Source organism: Mesorhizobium sp. M0239 (assembly GCF_040321815.1).
In the GTDB taxonomy this organism is placed as follows: domain Bacteria; phylum Pseudomonadota; class Alphaproteobacteria; order Rhizobiales; family Rhizobiaceae; genus Mesorhizobium.
The window spans coordinates 54415-72150 of record NZ_JAMYSG010000002.1; the positions used below are offsets into that span (position 1 = coordinate 54415).

Consider the following 17736-nt stretch of genomic DNA (forward strand, 5'->3'; position numbering starts at 1 on the left):
TTCGAATGGCTGGAGGGCCTGTTGCCTTGTGGCGCACAACTTACCCGTTCTCGATGGCCTGTCATCCAGGGTTGGAGCATAGCGGGTCAAGAATTGCTTCAGGCGTGTGCAGCCGCCTGCGCCATTCCGGCCGTCAGGTCGCCATAGCCAGTGGCGCGGCGCTCATAGACGAGACCGAGCATTTTGGCGGCCTTTTCGGCGACCTTGTCGAGCTCCGGATCGTTGGTCTGGGCAAGGTAGATCAGCTTTTCGTAGTTGCCGAAATAGTCCTTGATCAGTTCCGGGTGCTTGTCGAGGCCGAGCGGTTTCATGAAGAAGGCGTCGAACTGGCGGCACAGGAAGTCGGTCATGTAGAACGACATCATGTCGTCGTCGGCGATTTTCGCGTAGGCTTCCATGCCTTGATAGAAGGCGAAGCAGTGCGGGCCGGCCATGCGCTCGACGCCATGCTTCTCGCAGACCCTGTCGAGCAGGCCGCCGGTGCCGCAATCGGCATAGCCGACGAAGATGTTGCTGTAGCCTTCGGCCTTGGCCTTTTCGATTGCCTTGTCCATGGCCGGAGCGATGCGGTCCGGGTAGAAATGGAATTCCGCCGGCAGGCAGGTCAGGTCGAGGTGATCCAGTCCGAGCTGTTCCTTGACGGCCAGAACTTCACGCGCAATCATCCCGCAGGCGATGACGAGCAGCCTGTCGTCTTGATTCGGTTTCGTTTTTTGCGTCTTGGCCATGGAACCAGTCGAGCGGCCTTCGTTGTTGTGGCGCTAATTTATCTATTGAGGGAGACACCGTCCATGAAACTGCTACGCATCACGCCGATTGCCATCCTGGCCTGCGCCTTGGCCCTTGCGGCTTGCGCGAACACCGTTCGCGGCGTCGGCAGGGATGTCAAATCGACTGCCAAGGCGGTCGAGGACACCGTCACCAAGCCCTGATCCGCGCGCGGCCTTCTTCACCATCTGGGAACAAAAAAGCCGCGCTGCAAGGCGCGGCTTCCTATTGTCCATGCCGAATTGGCCAATCAGGCCGAAGCGCGCACATTGTGCTTGCGCTTCATGTAGTCCTTGGCGGTCTCGACCGCCACCGCCGCATCGCGGCAATAGGCATCGGCGCCGACGGCCTTGCCGAATTCCTCGTTCAGCGGCGCACCGCCGACCAGCACGACATAGTCGTCGCGGATGCCCTTTTCCTTCATCGTGTCGATGACGACCTTCATGTAGGGCATGGTCGTGGTCAAAAGTGCCGACATGCCGATGATGTCCGGCTGGTGCTGTTCGATCGCATCGAGATATTTCTCGACCGCATTGTTGATGCCGAGATCGATGACGTCGAAGCCAGCACCTTCCATCATCATGCCGACGAGATTCTTGCCGATGTCGTGGATGTCGCCCTTGACGGTGCCGATGACCATCTTGCCCTGCTTCGGCGCGCCGGTGGCGGCGAGCAGCGGACGCAGGATGAACATGCCGGCCTTCATCGCATTGGCCGACAACAGCACTTCGGGCACGAACAGGATGCCGTCGCGAAAATCCTCGCCGACGATGCGCATGCCTTCGACCAGCGCCTCGGTCAGCACCTTGTAGGGCACCCAGCCGCGCTCGAGCAGGATGTTGGTGCCTTCCTCGATCTCTTCCTTCAGCCCGTCATAGAGATCGTCGTGCATCTGCTGCACCAACTCGTCGTCGGAAAGTTCGGAAAGGATGATCTCGTCGTCGGCCATTTGTATCGAGCTCCTGCCGGCATCGCGACGTGCGTCGCAAGGCACAAAATATTCGCGTTCATACCTAACCCGCTGGGGGCAGGTATCCATAGCTGATTTGCGACTTCCCGCAAAAGGAAAGCGACCGTAACTCTCTTGGAATTCTTGTCGATTTTGCGACAGGCGTTGGCGCTGGCGGGCCGTTTCGAATAGGGTGCATGGCTACGATCTGGCAAGAAGCGGCGAGATGCAGCCGCTATGGATTCCAGACAAGAACAGATTCAGGGAAGAACCACCATGAGCGAACACGCGGCAGTCGATCAGGAAGCGTCAAACGCGCGACGTGGGCGTGGCGCCAGTGGCGGGGCTGCAGCCCGGCGGGCAGCACGTTCGGGCGGTGGCCCGGGTACGCAGCTCACCTACATCAAGCGCAAGATCAACGTTTACGAGGTGCTGGACGAGGAAGGCCTGGCGCTGATCGAGAAGAACACCGACACGGTGCTCGAGGAGATCGGCATCATCTTCCGTGATGACGCGGAAGCGCTGCAACTGTGGAAAGAGGCCGGCGCCGACGTCAAGGGCGAGCGCGTGCACTTTCCGAAGGGGCTGTGCCGTTCGCTGCTCAAGACCGCGCCGTCCGTCTACACCCAGCATGCGCGCAATTCCGAGCGTTCGGTGCAGATCGGCGGCAATGCCACCGTCTTTGCGCCGGTCTACGGTCCGCCCTTCGTGCGTGACCTCGATGGCGTCAGGCGTTATGCGACGATCGAGGATTTCCAGAATTTCGTGAAGCTCGCCTATATGGCGCCGTCGATCCACCATTCGGGCGGCACGGTGTGCGAGCCAGTCGACGTGCCGGTCAACAAGCGCCACCTCGACATGATCTACAGCCACATCAAATATTCCGACAAGCCGTTCATGGGCTCGGTGACCGCGCCGGAACGCGCCGAAGACACCGTCGCCATGGCCAAGATCGTGTTCGGCGACGATTTCGTCGAGAACAACACGGTGCTGACCAGCCTGATCAACGCCAACTCGCCGATGGTGTTCGACGAGACCATGCTCGGCGCGCTGAAAGTCTATGCGCGCCACAACCAGGCCTGCATCGTCACGCCGTTCATCCTTGCCGGCGCGATGAGCCCGGTGACGGTGGCCGGCACGCTGACGCAGGTCCTGGCCGAAGTGCTGGCCGGCGCCTCGTTCACGCAGCTGATCCGTCCCGGCGCGCCGGTGCTGTTCGGCACCTTCGCCTCGTCGATTTCGATGCAGTCGGGAGCGCCGACCTTCGGCACGCCGGAGCCGTCGCTGGTGTCTTATGGCGCCGCACAGCTGGCGCGTCGGCTGGGCCTGCCGTTCCGCACCGGCGGCTCGCTCTGCGCGTCCAAGGTTCCGGATGCGCAGGCCGCCTATGAGAGCGCCAACACGCTGAACTCGACCATCCTGGCCGGCACCAATTTCGTGCTGCATTCGGCCGGCTGGCTCGAGGGCGGGTTGGCGTCCTGCTACGAGAAATTCATGATGGACATCGATCAGCTCGGCATGACGCAGAAATTCTCAGAGGGCGTCGACCTGTCGGAAAACGGCCAGGCGATGGACGCCATCCGCCAGGTCGGCCCCGGCAGCCACTATCTCGGCTGCGACCACACCCAGGCCAATTTCCAGACCGCCTTCTACCGCTCCAACATCGCCGACAACAATTCCTACGAGCAGTGGCTGGCCGAAGGCGAGAAGACCGCGCCGCAGCGTGCCAACGAACTTGCCCGCCGCTGGCTGGAAAGCTACGAGGCGCCGTATCTCGATCCGAGCATCGACGAAGCGTTGCAGGACTTCATCGCCAAGAAGAAGGGGTCGATGCCCGACGCCTTCACTTGAAAGGAGCCCGAGTCAGGCGGGGCTAAAGTCGCCAACATCATCCACAAGGAAGTCTGGCGGAGCGCGTTCTCCGATCCGGTCAAGAAGGAATGATTGCCGCGGGGCGCCGGGTTGAGGACATCGCGACCGTGCTTTCGGCCCATGGCCTCATCCTGCGCGGCGGCTTCAAGTGCGGAGCGAGCGAAACCCCGTTTGCCGACCTCTCAGGTGCTCCCGTCAAATCCGTCCTGCTGGTCGGGCAGGCGGGTGCAGCGCCTTGGCCGCATTTCCTGCGCTGGATCGACAAGCAATCGCAGACCATCGCCAATCCGCTCGACACGTGGTCGCGCGAAGTGATCGGAGCCGTGGCCGAGGCATTCGGGGCGCGAGCCGTTTCCCCTTCCGACAGACCTTATCTGCCGTTTCAGCAATGGGCGATGCGGGCGGAGGGACTGAAGCCGTCGCCGCTCGGCATCCTCATGCATCCGCAATACGGGCTATGGCATGCCTATCGTGGTGCGCTGCTGTTCGAGGACGAGCTTCCGATTCAAGCCGGCGAAACGGCGCCTCACCTTTGCGATAGCTGCGTCGAGAAACCTTGCCTGAAATCTTGTCCGGCCGACGCCTATTCCGCGCAAGGATTTGCTTATCAATCCTGCCTGGCGCATGTGCGTGGAGCCGGCGGCTCGCCTTGCCGCAGCGGCGGCTGCCTTGATCGCAATGCGTGCCCCTATGGCACGGAGTATCGCTATCCGCCGGAGGTTCAGGCCTACCACATGGCGAGCTTCGCACGCGCCACCAACTGATCCATTCCCATTGCGTGGTGCTCGTTCGCTTCGAGCATCTTGACGGCAGTTAGAACCAAGCCTATTCATCAAGTCATCTGATGACTTGATGAATAGGCCGATGCAACCTGCTATCCGAACCAATCTCACCGACAGCGCCACCGAGAGCCTGCGGGCTGAAATCGTCAGCGGCCGCTGGGGTGTCGGCGAGCGTATCCCCAACGAGGCAGCTCTGACCGACCTTCTGTCGGTCAGTCGGGGCACCGTCCGCGAGGCGGTGCGGGTGCTGGTCTCGCAGGGGTTGCTGAATACGCGTCAGGGCTCGGGCACCTATGTGCGCTCCGCCGTCGATACTTCTGCCGCGCTTGACCGGGTCAAACGCAGCGGCTTGCGCGATCAGTGGGAGGCGCGGGCGGCGCTGGACCTCGAGGCCGCGAGGCTCGCCGCCTTGCGTCACACGCCAGCCGACCTCGAGCGGATGCGGCAATTGCTTGCCGAACGCGGCACCGTCGCCGACGGCGGAAGCGAAGCCTTCATCCGGCGCGATCTTGCTTTCCACAAATCCGTCGTCGCGGCGTCCGGCAACAGGGCGATGATGGAGCTCTATGACTTCTTCACCGCCGCCATCACCGAGACCATCCATGCCACCATCGACGGCGATCTGCCCGAACCGGACCACCAGGCGCATGCGGCAATCGTCGACGCCATTGCCGCGAGCGATCCCGAGCGCGCCGTTGCCGCCGTCCGAGCCTTCATGGCGCCGGTGCTTGCCCAACTTGAAAGACTGCTTTCGCAATGAACCAGAGTTTTCGTCAGCCTGATCCGAAGGCCGAGGTCGAGGGTCTGGAACTCGTCGATGCCGAGGCCGACAGCCTGCCCATGCCGCAGCCGCCTGAACTGCGCAGCCGTGCGGCGCGCATCGTGCTTGGCGTAAGCCTTGTGCTGATCGCCTTCAACCTGAGGCCGCTGTTTTCGAGCCTGTCGGTGCTGTTGCCCGAGGTGATGCAGGCAACCGGTCTTTCGACGACGGGCGCCAGCCTGCTGACGACGCTGCCCGTCCTGTGCCTCGGTCTGTTTGCACCCTTCGCGCCGAAACTTGCCCAGCGCTACGGGGCCGAACGCACTTTACTGGGTGCACTCGCGCTGCTGGTGCTGGGAACAGGGCTGCGCTGGTTCGGGTCGATTCCCCTGCTGTTTGTCGCGACCTTCCTGGCCGGCGGCGCGATTGCCATCGGCAATGTGCTGCTGCCAGGCCTGGTGAAGCGCGATTTCGCCGACAGGGCCGCGGTCATGACCGGGCTCTACACCATGGCGCTCTGCGCCGGTTCGGCCGCCGCCGCGGGCTTCACGCTGCCGATCGAGCATTTTGTCACCGGTTCATGGTCGGGAGCGCTCGCTGCCTGGGCGGTGCCGACGCTGGTCGTGCTGCTGATCTGGATCCCGCAGGCGCTGGGCAGCCGTCGGCAGGTCAGTCATCGCGGCTTTCACGTCGTCGGGCTTTGGCGCGATCGCCTGGCTTGGCAGGTGACGCTGTTCATGGGGCTGCAGTCGGCACTTGCCTATTGCATCTTCGGCTGGCTGGCGCCGATCCTGCGCGAGCGCGGCTTTGACGCGGCCACCGCCGGCGCGATGGTTTCGGTGTCGGTGATGGCGCAGGTCATCACGTGCCTCGCCGTGCCATCCTTTGCGATGCGGCTGAAGGACCAGCGCGGCATCAATGTGGCGCTCGTTGCCATAGCGGTGATCGCGCTGCTCGGCATTCTCTTTGCGCCGACCTCGACGGTGCTGTTCTGGGCGGTCCTGCAAGGCATTGGGCAGGGGGGCCTTATCGCGGCTGCCATGAGCTTGATCGTGCTGCGTTCGCCGGATTCGCATGTCGCCGCGCATCTTTCAGGCATGGCGCAAGGCGTCGGCTATGTACTGGCGGCATTCGGCCCGCTGCTGGTGGGCCTGATCCGCGATTGGACCGGCAGTTTTTCGGGGACGGCGTTCCTGTTCGTCGCGCTCGGGCTTGGCGTAGCCATCATGGGGCTCGGTGCCGGCCGGGCGCTGCATGTCGGCGCCCGGACCGTGCGCGAAGGCGAGCAATAGCGTCACGCAATCCTGCACGAAATGTTGACTGCTGGGTTCAGGGAACGCCTTGCCGTATAGGCTTGCGCGGCTATGTATCGCGCATCAGTCGAACGGAGCGGGCGATGACGAAACACGACCTTCAGATCAAGACCAGGGATGGTGTTGCCAATGCCGGGCTTTTCCGCTCGGCAAACGCATCTCCTGCCAAGGCCGGCGTCATTCTCTATCAGGACGCCTTCGGTCCGCGGCCGGCACTCGACAGTATGGCCGAGCGGCTGGCGAATGAAGGCTATGCGGTGCTGGTGCCCGACCTGTTCTACCGCAATGCGCCCTACGGGCCGTTCGACGCCAAGACCGCCTTCGCCGAGGAAAAGACCAAAATCCCGCTGATGGCGCTGGTCACCGGCACGACGCAGGAGATGACCATCCGCGACAGCGGTGCATTCCTCGATGCACTCGCTGCCGAGGGCATCACCGGGCCGATCGGCACCGTCGGCTATTGCATGGGCGGCGGTCGATCATTGAATGCGGCTGCAACCTATCCCGAACGGATAAAAGCGGCCGCAAGCTTCCATGGCGGCAATCTGGCCAGCGACGCCGCCGACAGCCCGCATCGCAAGGCAGCCTCCATCAGGGGGCGCGTCTATGTCGGCACATCCGGCGTCGACAGGAGTTTCCCGCCGGAACAGTCGGCGCGGCTGGCCGAAGCGCTGCGGGTCGCTGAAGTCGATCATGTCATCGAGAACTATGCCGGGATGGCGCATGGCTGGTGCGTACCCGATCATAGCGTTTTCAATGCCGCCGGCGCCGAACGCCACTGGAAGCGGCTGACGACGTTGTTCGCCGAGACGCTGATCTAAGGTCAGCGGTCGACCCTGAGCAGGACGCTACGCGTCTTTGAACCAGAACGGCAGCCCATGCGGCAAAGAGTGAGCGATGCTTGCCCTTTCGACGGCGGCAGATGATCGTTCACCTTGCCGCCGCCGGATCGGGCTGCGCCTAGGCGTTTGCCTTGCGATAGGCTGCGACGACAAGCCAAATTGCGGAAAGCAGAAAGTAAAACGCGCCGAACCCGGCATAAGGGGCGATGTCCAGAATCGTCGGCGCAGCCGTGCCGAGCGATCGGCTGATCATGAAGCCGCCGGCGAGGGCCGATTGCACGCCACTGAGGATCATCGGCCACTGCGCGCCTTGGTAGCGCCAACGCCTTGCTCCCGTGTTGAGCTGCAGCAGACCCGACAGGATCGCCCAAACCCCAAACACGGCCAGAACGGCATACATGCTGTTGCTGACCGCCACGATGACGGCGAGCGCCGTTATCGTGCTGACCACGACATTCAATGCCTGGGACGAGTTGGCTTTCAGGCCGCCATTTACCCTGGCGTCAACCAGATTGGCGAGCGCGTCCCATGCGGGGTAGATCACGAGCAGAAGCGCGGTGGGACCGGGTTGCCCGTTGAATAGGATGGCGGCAGCAACCCAGGCGATAGAAAATATGGCGCGTGCGAAATAATAGGATCGTAGCCATCCGGACTGGATGAAAGATTGGTTTTGCATCGGCAGATTCCTTATTGCTATCTACCTATTAGTAGGTAGCCAAAACCTCTAAGTCAACCCGATGTCCGGACACCTCCCTGTGAGAATCGGGAACGATGCATAACCTTGACAGTTCGCCTACCAGAAGGTAGGCAGCGATATGAAATCAATGGCTTCGACCTCAGAAAAGATTCTCGATGTCGCGCAATCCCTCATCGTCGCGGGAGGCTACAACGGGTTCAGCTATGCTGATATCTCGGCTGCCATCGGCATCCGGAAGGCGAGCATCCACCATCACTTTCCGACGAAGGCCGAGCTGGTTTCGGTGCTGGTGGATCGTTACAGGCGGCAGGCCGAAGCGGGCTTGGAATCTCTCCGAGGAGAACTCTCAAGCCCTGCTGAACAACTTCAGTCCTATCTGAACTATTGGCGGACATGCATTCGCGATGCCTCGCCGTCCTTCTGCGTCTGCGCGATGCTCGCCGGCGAGATGCAGATGCTGCCGGAAGAGGTCGCATCACGCGTTCGTGCCCATTTCCAAAATCTCGCGGGATGGCTTACGTCGGTGCTGCGGGCTGGAATGGAGCAGGACTTGTTCCGCTTGAACAACCGGCCGGAGGAGGAGGCCCAGATGCTGATGGCATCGGTTCATGGGGCAATGCTGTCCGCGAGGGCTTTCAGTGATCCCGGGCTGTTCACCACAATCGTCACCCTCCAGATCACCAGGCTGCTGGGACGGAATTGCTAGAAAACTATCGGGCCAAAGTGGTACCAGGCAGCGCAAGTGGCGCGGCCCCATGTGAGTGGGTCGAGCGGGAACGAATAGCCTGATGCAATCCTATGATGTCGTGATCATCGGCGCGGGTGCCGCTGGAATGATGTGCGCCGTGGAGGCGGCCAAGCGCGGCCGTTCGGTGCTGATCCTCGATCATGCGGCAATGCCTGGCGAAAAGATCCGCATCTCCGGCGGCGGCCGGTGCAATTTCACCAACATCCATGCCAGCCCGAAGAATTTTCTGTCGGGCAATCCGCATTTCTGCATTTCGGCGCTCAGCCGCTACACGCAGCGCGATTTCATCGCCCTCGTCGAACGCCACCGCATTGCCTATCACGAGAAGACACTTGGGCAGCTGTTCTGCGATGGCTCCGCACGCCAGATCATCGACATGCTGGTCTCGGAAATGCAGGGCAGGGGCGTGGAGCTGGCGCTCTCGGCCAGCGTTGAGGATGTCCGCAAAACCGTGGAGGGGTTTGCGCTCACCCTCTCCACAGGCTTGGTCACTTGCCAGTCGCTGGTCGTGGCCTGCGGCGGCAAGTCGATCCCCAAGATGGGGGCGACCGGCTTCGGCTATGAGCTTGCCGAGCGGTTCGGCCTTGCTGTTGTCGAAACGCGGCCGGCGCTGGTTCCGCTGACCTTCGACGCAAACACGCTCGAACGGCTGGCGCCGCTGGCCGGCAACGCCGTCGACGCGGAAGTCGCCTGCGGCAAGACGCGGTTTTCCGAAGCGATGCTGTTTACGCATCGCGGCGTCAGCGGACCGTCCATCCTGCAGATCTCTTCCTATTGGCGCGAGGGCGATGAAATCCGCATCGCCATGCTGCCGGGAGTTGACGTGGCGGACCTCATTCGGGTGGCCAAGCGAAGCAATGGGCGGCAAGCGGTACAGACGGTGCTGGCAAATCATCTGCCGAAGCGGCTTGCGCAGTCGATCGCCGAGCGCACCGGGATCGACGGCAACCTTGCCGATCTTTCCTACGCCCAGATGAAAACCATAACTGCCGCAGTCAATGACTGGCGCATCAAGCCTGCCGGCTCGGAGGGCTACCGCACCGCCGAAGTGACGCTGGGCGGAGTCGACACCAACGGGCTGGACCAGAAGACGATGCAGGCGAAATCCGTGCCGGGCCTGTTTTTCATCGGCGAAGTCGTCGATGTCACGGGTTGGCTGGGCGGCTATAATTTCCAGTGGGCATGGTCATCGGGCTGGGCGGCGGGGCAGGCGGCCTAGACTTACGTCCGTGGCTTCGTCCCAGCAGTCGCCTTCTTCTTCTTTTTGGCCTGGTTGTAATCGATCGCTGCGCGGACGAGGTCTTTCAAAGCACGCTCATCGAGCCTATCGCCCTCAAGGATATCGATTGCCCGCCACACCTTGCCGCCGAAACCGTTGTTGAACAGCTTGTCGGGGTCCGGCAGGCTGGCGCCATGGGAAAAGGTCAGCTTCACCTTGTCCTTGTGGGCGTTGCCGACCACGATGTTGCCGTCGAGACACCATACCGGGCTGCCCATCCACTTCCACTCCTCTACGATGTCCGGGTCGGCTGCAAGGATGGTCTTGCGGATGCGGGCGAGCGTCTCGCCGCGCCAGTCCGAGAGGCCGGCGATCAATTGGTCGATTTGTTGCGAGGGGGTCATTGGGTGCCTTCCTGTGCCTCGATACGTTCAACCGCTGCCTGTCACCAGCGCGTCAGTTGGGTGATCTGAACGAGATTGCCGCAGCTGTCGTTCATCTGGACGATGGTCGAACCGGTCACTTCGGTCGGCGGCATGGTGAACGCGCCGCCCTTCGCCTTGATGCGCTCGTAGTCGCCCTTGACGTCGTCGGTGAAGAACATGATCGCGGGCTGACCCTGCTTGAAAATGGCTTCTTGATAGGCCTTGGCGGCCGGGTTGTCGTTGAGCGCGAGCTGCAGTTCGGTCCCATCAGGCTCTTCGGCCGAGGCCACGGTCAGCCAGCGATAAGGCCCATTGCTGAAATCGGCCTTTTTGGTGAAGCCCAGCACGTCGGTGTAGAAGCGCAGTGCGTTTTCCTGGTTGTCCACATACACGCTGGTCAGCTTGATCTTCATCGCTCATTTTCCTCTGTCATAGTCGGTCATTACGGCATCCAGCCGGGCAGGGCCGCGGCCTGCTTGATCCATTCCACCATCCTCGCCTCATCGAACTGATCGTCTTCGCGGATGTCGATCCAGCGCACATCCTTGCTCTTGGCCGTGCCGCCAGGTGGGATCGGCTGCAATGAGATGCCACTGAAGAAGGTCACCTTCAAATAGTGGGTGAAGACATGGAAACTCACGAACCAGCCCTGGCCTTCGATGCCGTAGAAGGGCGAGTTCCATCGCACGGCCTTGCGCACGTCGGGCACGTTGCGCTCGATGAGCGCGTCGAGGCGTTCGCCCAGGCCGCGCTTCCAACCCGGCATCGCAGCGATATAGCCTGCACCGGGGCGTCACCGTCGGCCTTGGCGATTTGCGGGTTGCCGCCCGAGAGCAGCACTGGCGCAGCCTTGGCCTTGGTCGATTGCCGCTGCGTCTTGGCCATTCTGCCCCACTCCTATCCGCCGACACACTGCGCGCCGCGGCCCTTGGCGACATAGGGCAGCACGAACATGTACAGGCCGCTGAACAGCAGCAGGAAGAGCGGCAGGAGCGGCGAGTAGACCACCCAGGCGGGAGGCTGCCCGAATGCCATGGTGGCGAAGTTGGCGATGACGGTCAGCGTAAAGATGATCGACAGCCAGCGATGAATTTGCCGAACCCACATGTTCCAATCCAATAGTTCCTCCTGTCAAAACAGCCGACGCGGACCACCGATCCGCACCGGCGGGTTCAATCTATCCGCGCCAGGACTTGACTCAGATTCGTAAAGTACTGCCGCCACCCGCTCGTCGCGCCCCGATACGCCTGCTCCTGATCCGGACGGAAGCCGGATTGTTCCATGCGCAACCGGGTGCCCGTGCTGGTCGGCAGGAGAGTCCAGGTGACGACACTCTCGAGGCCATAGGCCTGCCACGTGTAGGACAGTGTCTTGTTCAATTCGACGGCTGTTACCTGACAGTCGACAACGATGCTCACGTCAGGTTGCGGTTCCTTTCGCAGCTTGAAACGATGGTCCACGACTGGCTTGAAGTCGTTCTTCATCAGCCATTCCTCGATCAGATGCGGTTGGGTCAGCGCGCGCCAGATTTTTTCCGGCGGATAGGGGATCTCACGTTCGACGATGACGGAGCGCGTTTCGGTCGCGATGTTGGTCATTGGTCCATTCTTTTGAGCAAATTTTCGAGGTCGTCGAACCGGCTCTGCCAGAACGTGTTCATCTGGTTCGTCCAGTCGGTCAGCGGGGAAAGTGCTGCGAGCTGGGCGCTATAATGGGTCTGCCGTCCTTGATGGCGGTCACGCACGAGCCCGGCCTGCCTGAGCACGCCGAGATGCTTCGACACCGCCGGCTGCGAGACCCCCGACTGAGCCGTCAGGGCACCGACCGTCTGCTCGCCTTGCCGGCACAGGCGCTCGAAGATCGCACGACGCGTCGGATCGGAGAGCGTTCTGAAGAGGACGTCGTGAGCGTTGTTCATTTTGGATCGATAACCCGGCGGCTATTGATTGACGTATAACCGTCGAGATATGGATGTGTCAAGCGGGGTGCCGGCGGTCACGATCCGGCGGTTTCCAAAAAAATCTTTCCATTGCCCCAAGGATTAGCCATTAGCCTTCGTCCAACAGGCAAATGATGGCGATGATGCTGGATGAGAGCGAAGCCTCCGACGCCGAACTGATCGGGCGGGCGAAGGGCGGAGACAGGGGGGCCTTCAGCACATTGCTGGAAAGGCACTATGACTTCGTCTATCGCGCTGCCTATCGCTGGTGCGGCAGGAAGGCCGATGCCGAAGACATAGCCCAGGAAGTCTGCGTCAGGCTGGGCAAGGCGATCCGCGACTATCGCGGCGGCGGCGCCTTCACCACATGGCTCTATTCCGTGACCCTGAACGCCGCGCGCGACATGATGCGCAAATCCGCCCGCGAGACAGTCAAGACAGAGGCCTATGGCGTCCATGCACTGATCTCGGGCGAGGCGTCGATCGAACCGGAAGACCCCGCCGAAGCGCTATGGGCCGCGGTGCGGCAATTGCCGGACAAGCAGCGCGACGCCGTGCTTTTGGTCTATGGCGAAGGATTGAGCCACGCGGCCGCCGCCGAGGCGATGGCGATCTCGGAGACGACGGTTTCCTGGCACATCCATGAAGCGAAGAAACGGCTGAAGACGCTGATGCGCGCGGCCGGGGAAGTGTGACCATGGTCGACGACAATGAACTCAACAGACTGCGCGATATCGCAGCACTGGCGCCCGCCAAGGATGCCAAGGCACGTGCCTTCGAGGCCGCCCTGCGCGCCTATGATCAGGAAAATATTTCTGCTGTCTCCCAAGGATCGGTTGGCGGGCTTCGTCTCACAGAGCGAGCACAAAAGCTCTGGAGCGAGATCATGCAAAAGAAACTCATTGCCACGCCGGCTCTTGCCGGGCTCGTCGCCCTGCCGATCGCCGGATACGCCACCTTCCATCTGCTGAGGGAACAGCCGCCCAAATTCGGCGGCGACGAGAAGATCACCGAGACGCTGGCCGACAAGCCGACGACGGTGAAGCCGACGACCGCCGAGCCGAAGCGCGGCGAGTTGGAGAAGGACAAGAAGGCGGACGCCGATGTGGAAAGCCGCGACGCCACCGATGCGCTTGTGGCGCCGGCCTCGCCGCAGAAATCCGAATCGACCGTTGCTGGGGGCGCTGCACAACAAAATGCGCTGGAGCGCGGTGTGCTGGCCGAGCCTGCGCCACCGGCACCGACAGGTGAATTCGCACTGGATGGCGCTGCAAGTGTACCCAGTACCTCGCGAGCCCGCATGGCGGCGGAGTCGAAGCTGATGGCGCCGCAGCAGCCGGCCATGGCGCCGGCCGACCAGATGCTGCCGCAGGAGGAAAATCGCGACCGTATCGAGGATTTCAAGACCAATCCGGTGCATGCGGCACTCGAGGACCCGGTCTCGACCTTCTCGATCGACGTCGACACGGCCTCCTATTCCTTCGTGCGCAGTTCGCTGAAGCAAGGCACTCTGCCGCAAGCCGATACTGTTCGCGTCGAGGAGATGATCAATTACTTCCCCTATGACTGGAAGGGGCCGGACTCCGCCTCGACGCCGTTCAACTCGACCGTCAGCGTCATGCCGACGCCGTGGAACACGCAGACCAGGCTGATGCATGTCGCCATCAAGGGTTTTGACGTCAAGCCGACCGAGCAGCCGAAGGCCAATCTGGTGTTCCTGATCGATGTCTCGGGCTCGATGGACGAGCCGGACAAGCTGCCGCTGCTCAAATCGGCCTTCCGGCTGCTGGTCAGCAAGCTGAAGGCCGACGACACCATTTCGATCGTCACCTATGCCGGTGACGCCGGCACAGTCCTGGAGCCGACCAAGGCGTCCGAAAAGGACAAGATCCTCAGCGCCATCGACAATCTGACGCCCGGCGGCAGCACGGCCGGTGAGGCGGGCATCAAGGAAGCCTACAGGCTGGCGCAAAAATCCTTCGTCAAGGACGGCGTCAACCGGGTGATGCTCGCCACCGACGGCGACTTCAATGTCGGCCAGACCGATGACGACGACCTTAAGCGGCTGATCGAAAGCGAGCGCAAGAGCGGTGTCTTCCTGTCGGTGTTCGGCTTCGGCCGCGGCAATCTGAACGACCAGATGATGCAGACCATCGCGCAGAACGGCAACGGCACCGCCGCCTATATCGATACGCTGGCCGAGGCCGAAAAGGTGCTGGTCGAGGATGCTTCGTCGACGTTGTTCACTATCGCAAAGGACGTGAAGATCCAGGTCGAGTTCAACCCGAACAAGGTCTCGGAATATCGCCTGATCGGCTACGAGACCCGCGCCTTGAACCGCGAGGATTTCAACAATGACCGCGTCGATGCCGGCGACATTGGTTCGGGCCATTCCGTTACCGCGATCTATGAAATCACGCCAAAGGGCAGCGGCGGCGAGCAGATCGATCCGCTGCGCTACGGCCAGGCGTCGGTGGACAATGGCGGCGTCGCCAACGCGGACGAATATGCCTTCGTCAAGATCCGCTACAAGCTGCCGAATGAAGACGTCTCGAAGCTGATCACCACGCCGGTGACCTCGGCCAACGAGATTTCGTCCTTCGACCAGGCCAGCGCCGATCAGCGCTTCTCCGTCGCGGTTGCCGCCTTCGGCCAGAAGCTGCGCGACGAGGATGCGACCGCGAAGTTTGGCTACGACAAGATCATGGAGATCGCCACTGCCGCTCGAGGGGCCGACCCGTTTGGGTACAGGTCCGAGTTCCTTTCACTTGTGCGCCTTGCCTCGGCGCTGGGCGGTAACCGGTAGTGGTGATGACGGCCGGTTTCTTTCAGATGGGATCGTTCTGACAGGGGAAACCGACCTACGGGCGGGTGAGGCAGGCCGGCGAGGGAAATCTTGCCGGCCTTTTTTCGCGGATTTTCCGGGTCGTTAAATTGCGCGGCATTTCCGGTACTGGATGGCAACCCTCTCCTTGTTACGCAGGACAGGTGTACTGGGCTTGAGGGAGCCGAAATTGCAGATCAGGACTATCGCCAACTCGATACCCCCAGCGCCAGACGCCTCGGCGGTTTCATCGGCCCCATCATCGGAATCCAGGCGTATCAGTGACGATGTCGCGCAGGCGCGCCATACCGCCCTGTCGGCACTGACCAACGACCGGTTCCGCATCATGCTGGAACAGATCACCGACCCCAGCGCTTCAGGCGCGCTGATGACGATGCGCGGCGACAATGTGGTCGACTTCAAGTCGGCGCAGTCGAGCTACGCCGACAACAGCGAATAGTCGAAAACCGATGGGTCAGGCCCGGCTGCGGCGGCGCTCGCGGCGGGCTTCGCTGGTCTCGGCGGTGTTTTCCGTCGCCACCTTGTTGCGCATCGGACCGATGCGTTCGACGATCGCGGCAACCGTCGGACGATCCGCCCTGGTGTGCGCGTCGAGCGCCTTGCGCATGGCGGCGAGGTGCTGGAACGAGGTGCCGCAGCAGCCGCCGATAATTTTGGCGCCGCCATCGACGGCGAGCCTGACATAGTCGGCCATCAGTTCGGGTGTGCCGGAATAATGGATCTCGGTGCCGCGGAATTCGGGAATGCCGCAATTCCCCTTGACGATCACCGTCGCTTCCGGCTTCGCCTCGGTCATGTCGAGCAGCGAGGCCAGGATGTCGGAGGCGCCGACGCCGCAATTGGCGCCAACGCCGAGCGGCGCCTGCGACAGCCCGTCGGTGACGCCGTGGATATCCTTCGGCAGCAGACCCATCATGGTGCGGCCGGCGGTGTCGAAGGAACCGGTGTAGGTGTAGGGCAAGCCGACGCGGATGGCCGCCTCGGCGGCGGCGCGGATCTCGTCGGGAGCCGACATCGTCTCGATCCAGGCAACTTCGGCGCCGCCGGCCTTGAGACCCTCGATCTGTTCGGCGAAGGCGTCGACCGCCTCGTGATAGGTCATGGCGCCCAGCGGCACCAGCAATTCGCCGGTCGGGCCGACCGAACCGGCGACGATCACCTTGCGGCCGGCTCTGTCGGCGACGGCACGAGCAAGCTCGGCGGCGCGCTTGTTCAGCGCATGCGCGCGGTCCTGCGCATGGTGAAGCTTCAAACGGTGACGGGTGCCGCCGAACGAATTGGTGAGGATGATGTCTGCGCCGGCATCGACGAAATTCTGGTGCAGGCTGGTGATGGTGTCGGGCGCCGTCTCGTTCAGCAGTTCGGGCGCCTCGCCGGCCTCCAGACCCATGGCGAATAGATTGGTGCCGGTGGCGCCATCGGCCAGCAGCACGCCCTTTTCAGCCAGCAGCGCATCGATCGGGTTGGTGGTCGTCATCGGATTGGCTTTCATGTTCGAAGTCGGATAAGGATATAAAGAAGTCTTTATGTGTAGTCAATGAATAGCTAGGACGGATTCGCCCATGCGGCGCCTTGAGCCATGGCGCGGTGGTGATCTTGGCTGCCGAAAATCAGACAGTGCCTGTTGGGAACGACATGCCGGCCAGCCTGTGCGCAAAGCCGGACGCCTCGTGCGCATTGATGTCGGCAGCCCGGATCAGATTGTCGAAATGCTGGATCAGCGTCTGGATCGGCTGGGTGGCGTTGAGCACCAGATACATGTCGCCGACATAGATGGCGGCACGATAGGGGCCGAAGATGGTGTAGGGGATCGAATAGCGCATCCGCCCATCATAGAGAAACAGCCGGAAGGTCGGGTAGAGGTCGTCGAGCAGCGTCGCCATGTGCAGCAACTGGGCGCGCCGGTCGGCTTCGGGGAAACGGTCCCAGACACCCAGCCCGCGGGCGAAGATCTCCAGCGTGTGGCGCGGCATGCAGACTTCCATGTCGGTTTCCGGGCGCCTGTTGTAGTCGATGCGGTATTGCGTTTCTCCGGCCTGCGCCAGGCGGCTCTTGTTGGTGATGCCGGCTTCGTAGTCGACCAGCGCTTCGGTGCGCAGAAGATCGGGAATGCCGGCAGGCACGTAGCGGATCTTGGTGCCGGCCGCCTCGGCATGCCATTTGGCCAGCAGGGTGCGGTCGAAGCCGTCGGGTGCCTCCTCGATCTCCAGGCTCTCGCGGATTTCGCCGGTGAGGCCCTCGTCCTGGCTGAGACCGAGTAGCCAGTCCAGCGACACTTTGAACTCGGCGGCGATGTTGAGCAGCGTTTCGGCGCGGGGCAGGCGGGTCGAGGCGCCGGACAGCAGCTGCGATAGCGCCGAGCGGTCGATGCCGACCGCGGTCGCGAAGGCCGACTGGTTCAGGTCGGAGCGTGTCAAGAGCATTTTCAGGCGTTCGCGGAAGATCGTCGACAGGTCGCGCTTGTCCATGTGCGGGCTCCACCTCGATTGAGGAAAAATTTGCGCCGAATCGCTTCCGAGCGCGCCTCAGGCGTAAATGAATCCCTAAGTCTGTTTACAATGTATAACATGTGCGGCC

The 17736-nt window shown here is 62.2% G+C and carries 21 protein-coding genes and 1 pseudogene; 11 read left to right on the forward strand and 11 right to left on the reverse strand.

The features are described from left to right. Nucleotides 1-98: 98 nt before the first annotated feature. On the reverse strand, nucleotides 99-728 hold the full coding sequence (locus tag NKI99_RS01905) for a DUF1638 domain-containing protein (RefSeq protein WP_352609526.1): 630 nt from the start codon (nucleotides 726-728) through the stop codon (nucleotides 99-101). Nucleotides 729-791: 63 nt separating this feature from the next. Here NKI99_RS01905 and NKI99_RS33820 point away from each other — a divergent pair, with 63 nt between their 5' ends. Then, nucleotides 792-932 carry an entericidin A/B family lipoprotein gene (locus NKI99_RS33820; protein WP_013531174.1) on the forward strand — a complete coding sequence of 47 codons (141 nt, stop codon included), beginning with the start codon at nucleotides 792-794 and terminating at the stop codon, nucleotides 930-932. Nucleotides 933-1018: 86 nt separating this feature from the next. Here the strand turns inward: NKI99_RS33820 and NKI99_RS01915 are convergent, their stop codons facing one another. Next, complete coding sequence (locus tag NKI99_RS01915) at nucleotides 1019-1717, reverse strand: cobalamin B12-binding domain-containing protein (protein ID WP_023812311.1); 699 nt, start codon at nucleotides 1715-1717, stop codon at nucleotides 1019-1021. A 276-nt stretch (nucleotides 1718-1993) separates the two neighbouring features. Here NKI99_RS01915 and NKI99_RS01920 point away from each other — a divergent pair, with 276 nt between their 5' ends. The 5 genes from NKI99_RS01920 (at nucleotide 1994) to NKI99_RS01940 (ending at nucleotide 7265) form a co-directional block, all read left to right on the forward strand. Then, nucleotides 1994-3568 carry a trimethylamine methyltransferase family protein gene (locus NKI99_RS01920; protein ID WP_023812310.1) on the forward strand — a complete coding sequence of 525 codons (1575 nt, stop codon included), beginning with the start codon at nucleotides 1994-1996 and terminating at the stop codon, nucleotides 3566-3568. Nucleotides 3569-3657: 89 nt separating this feature from the next. Continuing rightward, on the forward strand, nucleotides 3658-4353 hold the full coding sequence (locus tag NKI99_RS01925) for a 4Fe-4S dicluster domain-containing protein (protein WP_128304377.1): 696 nt from the start codon (nucleotides 3658-3660) through the stop codon (nucleotides 4351-4353). 100 nt (nucleotides 4354-4453) lie between these two features. Continuing rightward, nucleotides 4454-5131: a FadR/GntR family transcriptional regulator gene (locus NKI99_RS01930; protein WP_352609528.1), complete on the forward strand. Its 678-nt coding sequence runs from the start codon at nucleotides 4454-4456 to the stop codon at nucleotides 5129-5131. Beyond that, nucleotides 5128-6423: a CynX/NimT family MFS transporter gene (locus NKI99_RS01935; RefSeq protein ID WP_352609530.1), complete on the forward strand. Its 1296-nt coding sequence runs from the start codon at nucleotides 5128-5130 to the stop codon at nucleotides 6421-6423. The genes NKI99_RS01930 and NKI99_RS01935 overlap by 4 nt, the downstream gene beginning before the upstream one ends. Nucleotides 6424-6527: 104 nt before the next feature. Then, the gene (locus NKI99_RS01940; RefSeq protein WP_352609532.1) at nucleotides 6528-7265 is read left to right on the forward strand and encodes a dienelactone hydrolase family protein; all 738 of its coding nucleotides are present in this window, start codon (nucleotides 6528-6530) and stop codon (nucleotides 7263-7265) included. A gap of 139 nt (nucleotides 7266-7404) precedes the next feature. On the opposite strand, the gene NKI99_RS01945 is transcribed toward NKI99_RS01940, so the two are convergent. Then, nucleotides 7405-7962, reverse strand: coding sequence for a DUF308 domain-containing protein (locus NKI99_RS01945; RefSeq protein ID WP_352609534.1), 558 nt, complete (start codon nucleotides 7960-7962; stop codon nucleotides 7405-7407). A 139-nt stretch (nucleotides 7963-8101) separates the two neighbouring features. Here NKI99_RS01945 and NKI99_RS01950 point away from each other — a divergent pair, with 139 nt between their 5' ends. Both NKI99_RS01950 and NKI99_RS01955 read left to right on the forward strand, forming a co-directional pair. Further along, nucleotides 8102-8689 (forward strand): TetR/AcrR family transcriptional regulator, encoded by a 588-nt coding sequence (locus NKI99_RS01950; RefSeq protein ID WP_352609536.1) that lies wholly within the window; start codon nucleotides 8102-8104, stop codon nucleotides 8687-8689. Between the two features lie 82 nt (nucleotides 8690-8771). Continuing rightward, nucleotides 8772-9950 carry a BaiN/RdsA family NAD(P)/FAD-dependent oxidoreductase gene (locus NKI99_RS01955; RefSeq protein ID WP_352609538.1) on the forward strand — a complete coding sequence of 393 codons (1179 nt, stop codon included), beginning with the start codon at nucleotides 8772-8774 and terminating at the stop codon, nucleotides 9948-9950. A 2-nt stretch (nucleotides 9951-9952) separates the two neighbouring features. Here NKI99_RS01955 and NKI99_RS01960 read toward each other — a convergent pair whose 3' ends face one another. The 6 genes and pseudogenes from NKI99_RS01960 to NKI99_RS01985 all read right to left on the reverse strand — a co-directional run bounded on the left by NKI99_RS01960 (nucleotide 9953) and on the right by NKI99_RS01985 (nucleotide 12293). After that, nucleotides 9953-10354 carry a DUF1801 domain-containing protein gene (locus tag NKI99_RS01960; RefSeq protein WP_128303955.1) on the reverse strand — a complete coding sequence of 134 codons (402 nt, stop codon included), beginning with the start codon at nucleotides 10352-10354 and terminating at the stop codon, nucleotides 9953-9955. 41 nt (nucleotides 10355-10395) lie between these two features. Further along, the gene (locus NKI99_RS01965) at nucleotides 10396-10788 is read right to left on the reverse strand and encodes a VOC family protein (protein WP_128303956.1); all 393 of its coding nucleotides are present in this window, start codon (nucleotides 10786-10788) and stop codon (nucleotides 10396-10398) included. Nucleotides 10789-10817: 29 nt separating this feature from the next. Then, nucleotides 10818-11260: pseudogene (locus tag NKI99_RS01970) on the reverse strand (DUF1801 domain-containing protein). Between the two features lie 12 nt (nucleotides 11261-11272). Continuing rightward, complete coding sequence (locus NKI99_RS01975; RefSeq protein WP_352609540.1) at nucleotides 11273-11494, reverse strand: hypothetical protein; 222 nt, start codon at nucleotides 11492-11494, stop codon at nucleotides 11273-11275. A 53-nt stretch (nucleotides 11495-11547) separates the two neighbouring features. Next, a complete protein-coding gene (locus NKI99_RS01980) occupies nucleotides 11548-11973 on the reverse strand; it encodes an SRPBCC family protein (protein WP_352609542.1) in 426 nt (141 codons plus the stop codon). Continuing rightward, nucleotides 11970-12293 carry an ArsR/SmtB family transcription factor gene (locus NKI99_RS01985; protein ID WP_127291759.1) on the reverse strand — a complete coding sequence of 108 codons (324 nt, stop codon included), beginning with the start codon at nucleotides 12291-12293 and terminating at the stop codon, nucleotides 11970-11972. The genes NKI99_RS01980 and NKI99_RS01985 overlap by 4 nt, the downstream gene beginning before the upstream one ends. A 155-nt stretch (nucleotides 12294-12448) precedes the next feature. Between NKI99_RS01985 and NKI99_RS01990 the strand changes: the two genes are divergently transcribed. The 3 genes from NKI99_RS01990 to NKI99_RS02000 all read left to right on the forward strand — a co-directional run bounded on the left by NKI99_RS01990 (nucleotide 12449) and on the right by NKI99_RS02000 (nucleotide 15598). Beyond that, complete coding sequence (locus NKI99_RS01990; protein WP_352609544.1) at nucleotides 12449-13009, forward strand: RNA polymerase sigma factor; 561 nt, start codon at nucleotides 12449-12451, stop codon at nucleotides 13007-13009. A gap of 2 nt (nucleotides 13010-13011) precedes the next feature. After that, nucleotides 13012-15120 (forward strand): YfbK domain-containing protein, encoded by a 2109-nt coding sequence (locus NKI99_RS01995; RefSeq protein WP_352609546.1) that lies wholly within the window; start codon nucleotides 13012-13014, stop codon nucleotides 15118-15120. Nucleotides 15121-15328: 208 nt separating this feature from the next. After that, on the forward strand, nucleotides 15329-15598 hold the full coding sequence (locus NKI99_RS02000) for a hypothetical protein (protein ID WP_023812294.1): 270 nt from the start codon (nucleotides 15329-15331) through the stop codon (nucleotides 15596-15598). Between the two features lie 15 nt (nucleotides 15599-15613). Here NKI99_RS02000 and bmt read toward each other — a convergent pair whose 3' ends face one another. Both bmt and NKI99_RS02010 read right to left on the reverse strand, forming a co-directional pair. Further along, on the reverse strand, nucleotides 15614-16636 hold the full coding sequence (gene bmt, locus NKI99_RS02005; protein ID WP_023812293.1) for a betaine--homocysteine S-methyltransferase: 1023 nt from the start codon (nucleotides 16634-16636) through the stop codon (nucleotides 15614-15616). Nucleotides 16637-16769: 133 nt separating this feature from the next. Continuing rightward, entirely contained in the window at nucleotides 16770-17627 is an 858-nt protein-coding gene (locus NKI99_RS02010) for a helix-turn-helix domain-containing protein (protein ID WP_023812292.1), read from the reverse strand. Between the last annotated feature and the right edge of the window lie 109 nt (nucleotides 17628-17736).

Bases quoted from the DNA above. Each gene is read 5' to 3' on its own strand.
- NKI99_RS01905 (WP_352609526.1), bottom strand. From the start codon at position 728: ATGGCCAAGACGCAAAAAACGAAACCGAATCAAGACGACAGGCTGCTC.
- NKI99_RS33820 (WP_013531174.1), top strand. From the start codon at position 792: ATGAAACTGCTACGCATCACGCCGATTGCCATCCTGGCCTGCGCCTTG.
- NKI99_RS01915 (WP_023812311.1), bottom strand. From the start codon at position 1,717: ATGGCCGACGACGAGATCATCCTTTCCGAACTTTCCGACGACGAGTTG.
- NKI99_RS01920 (WP_023812310.1), top strand. From the start codon at position 1,994: ATGAGCGAACACGCGGCAGTCGATCAGGAAGCGTCAAACGCGCGACGT.
- NKI99_RS01925 (WP_128304377.1), top strand. From the start codon at position 3,658: ATGATTGCCGCGGGGCGCCGGGTTGAGGACATCGCGACCGTGCTTTCG.
- NKI99_RS01930 (WP_352609528.1), top strand. From the start codon at position 4,454: ATGCAACCTGCTATCCGAACCAATCTCACCGACAGCGCCACCGAGAGC.
- NKI99_RS01935 (WP_352609530.1), top strand. From the start codon at position 5,128: ATGAACCAGAGTTTTCGTCAGCCTGATCCGAAGGCCGAGGTCGAGGGT.
- NKI99_RS01940 (WP_352609532.1), top strand. From the start codon at position 6,528: ATGACGAAACACGACCTTCAGATCAAGACCAGGGATGGTGTTGCCAAT.
- NKI99_RS01945 (WP_352609534.1), bottom strand. From the start codon at position 7,962: ATGCAAAACCAATCTTTCATCCAGTCCGGATGGCTACGATCCTATTAT.
- NKI99_RS01950 (WP_352609536.1), top strand. From the start codon at position 8,102: ATGAAATCAATGGCTTCGACCTCAGAAAAGATTCTCGATGTCGCGCAA.
- NKI99_RS01955 (WP_352609538.1), top strand. From the start codon at position 8,772: ATGCAATCCTATGATGTCGTGATCATCGGCGCGGGTGCCGCTGGAATG.
- NKI99_RS01960 (WP_128303955.1), bottom strand. From the start codon at position 10,354: ATGACCCCCTCGCAACAAATCGACCAATTGATCGCCGGCCTCTCGGAC.
- NKI99_RS01965 (WP_128303956.1), bottom strand. From the start codon at position 10,788: ATGAAGATCAAGCTGACCAGCGTGTATGTGGACAACCAGGAAAACGCA.
- NKI99_RS01980 (WP_352609542.1), bottom strand. From the start codon at position 11,973: ATGACCAACATCGCGACCGAAACGCGCTCCGTCATCGTCGAACGTGAG.
- NKI99_RS01985 (WP_127291759.1), bottom strand. From the start codon at position 12,293: ATGAACAACGCTCACGACGTCCTCTTCAGAACGCTCTCCGATCCGACG.
- NKI99_RS01990 (WP_352609544.1), top strand. From the start codon at position 12,449: ATGGCGATGATGCTGGATGAGAGCGAAGCCTCCGACGCCGAACTGATC.
- NKI99_RS01995 (WP_352609546.1), top strand. From the start codon at position 13,012: ATGGTCGACGACAATGAACTCAACAGACTGCGCGATATCGCAGCACTG.
- bmt (WP_023812293.1), bottom strand. From the start codon at position 16,636: ATGACGACCACCAACCCGATCGATGCGCTGCTGGCTGAAAAGGGCGTG.
- NKI99_RS02010 (WP_023812292.1), bottom strand. From the start codon at position 17,627: ATGGACAAGCGCGACCTGTCGACGATCTTCCGCGAACGCCTGAAAATG.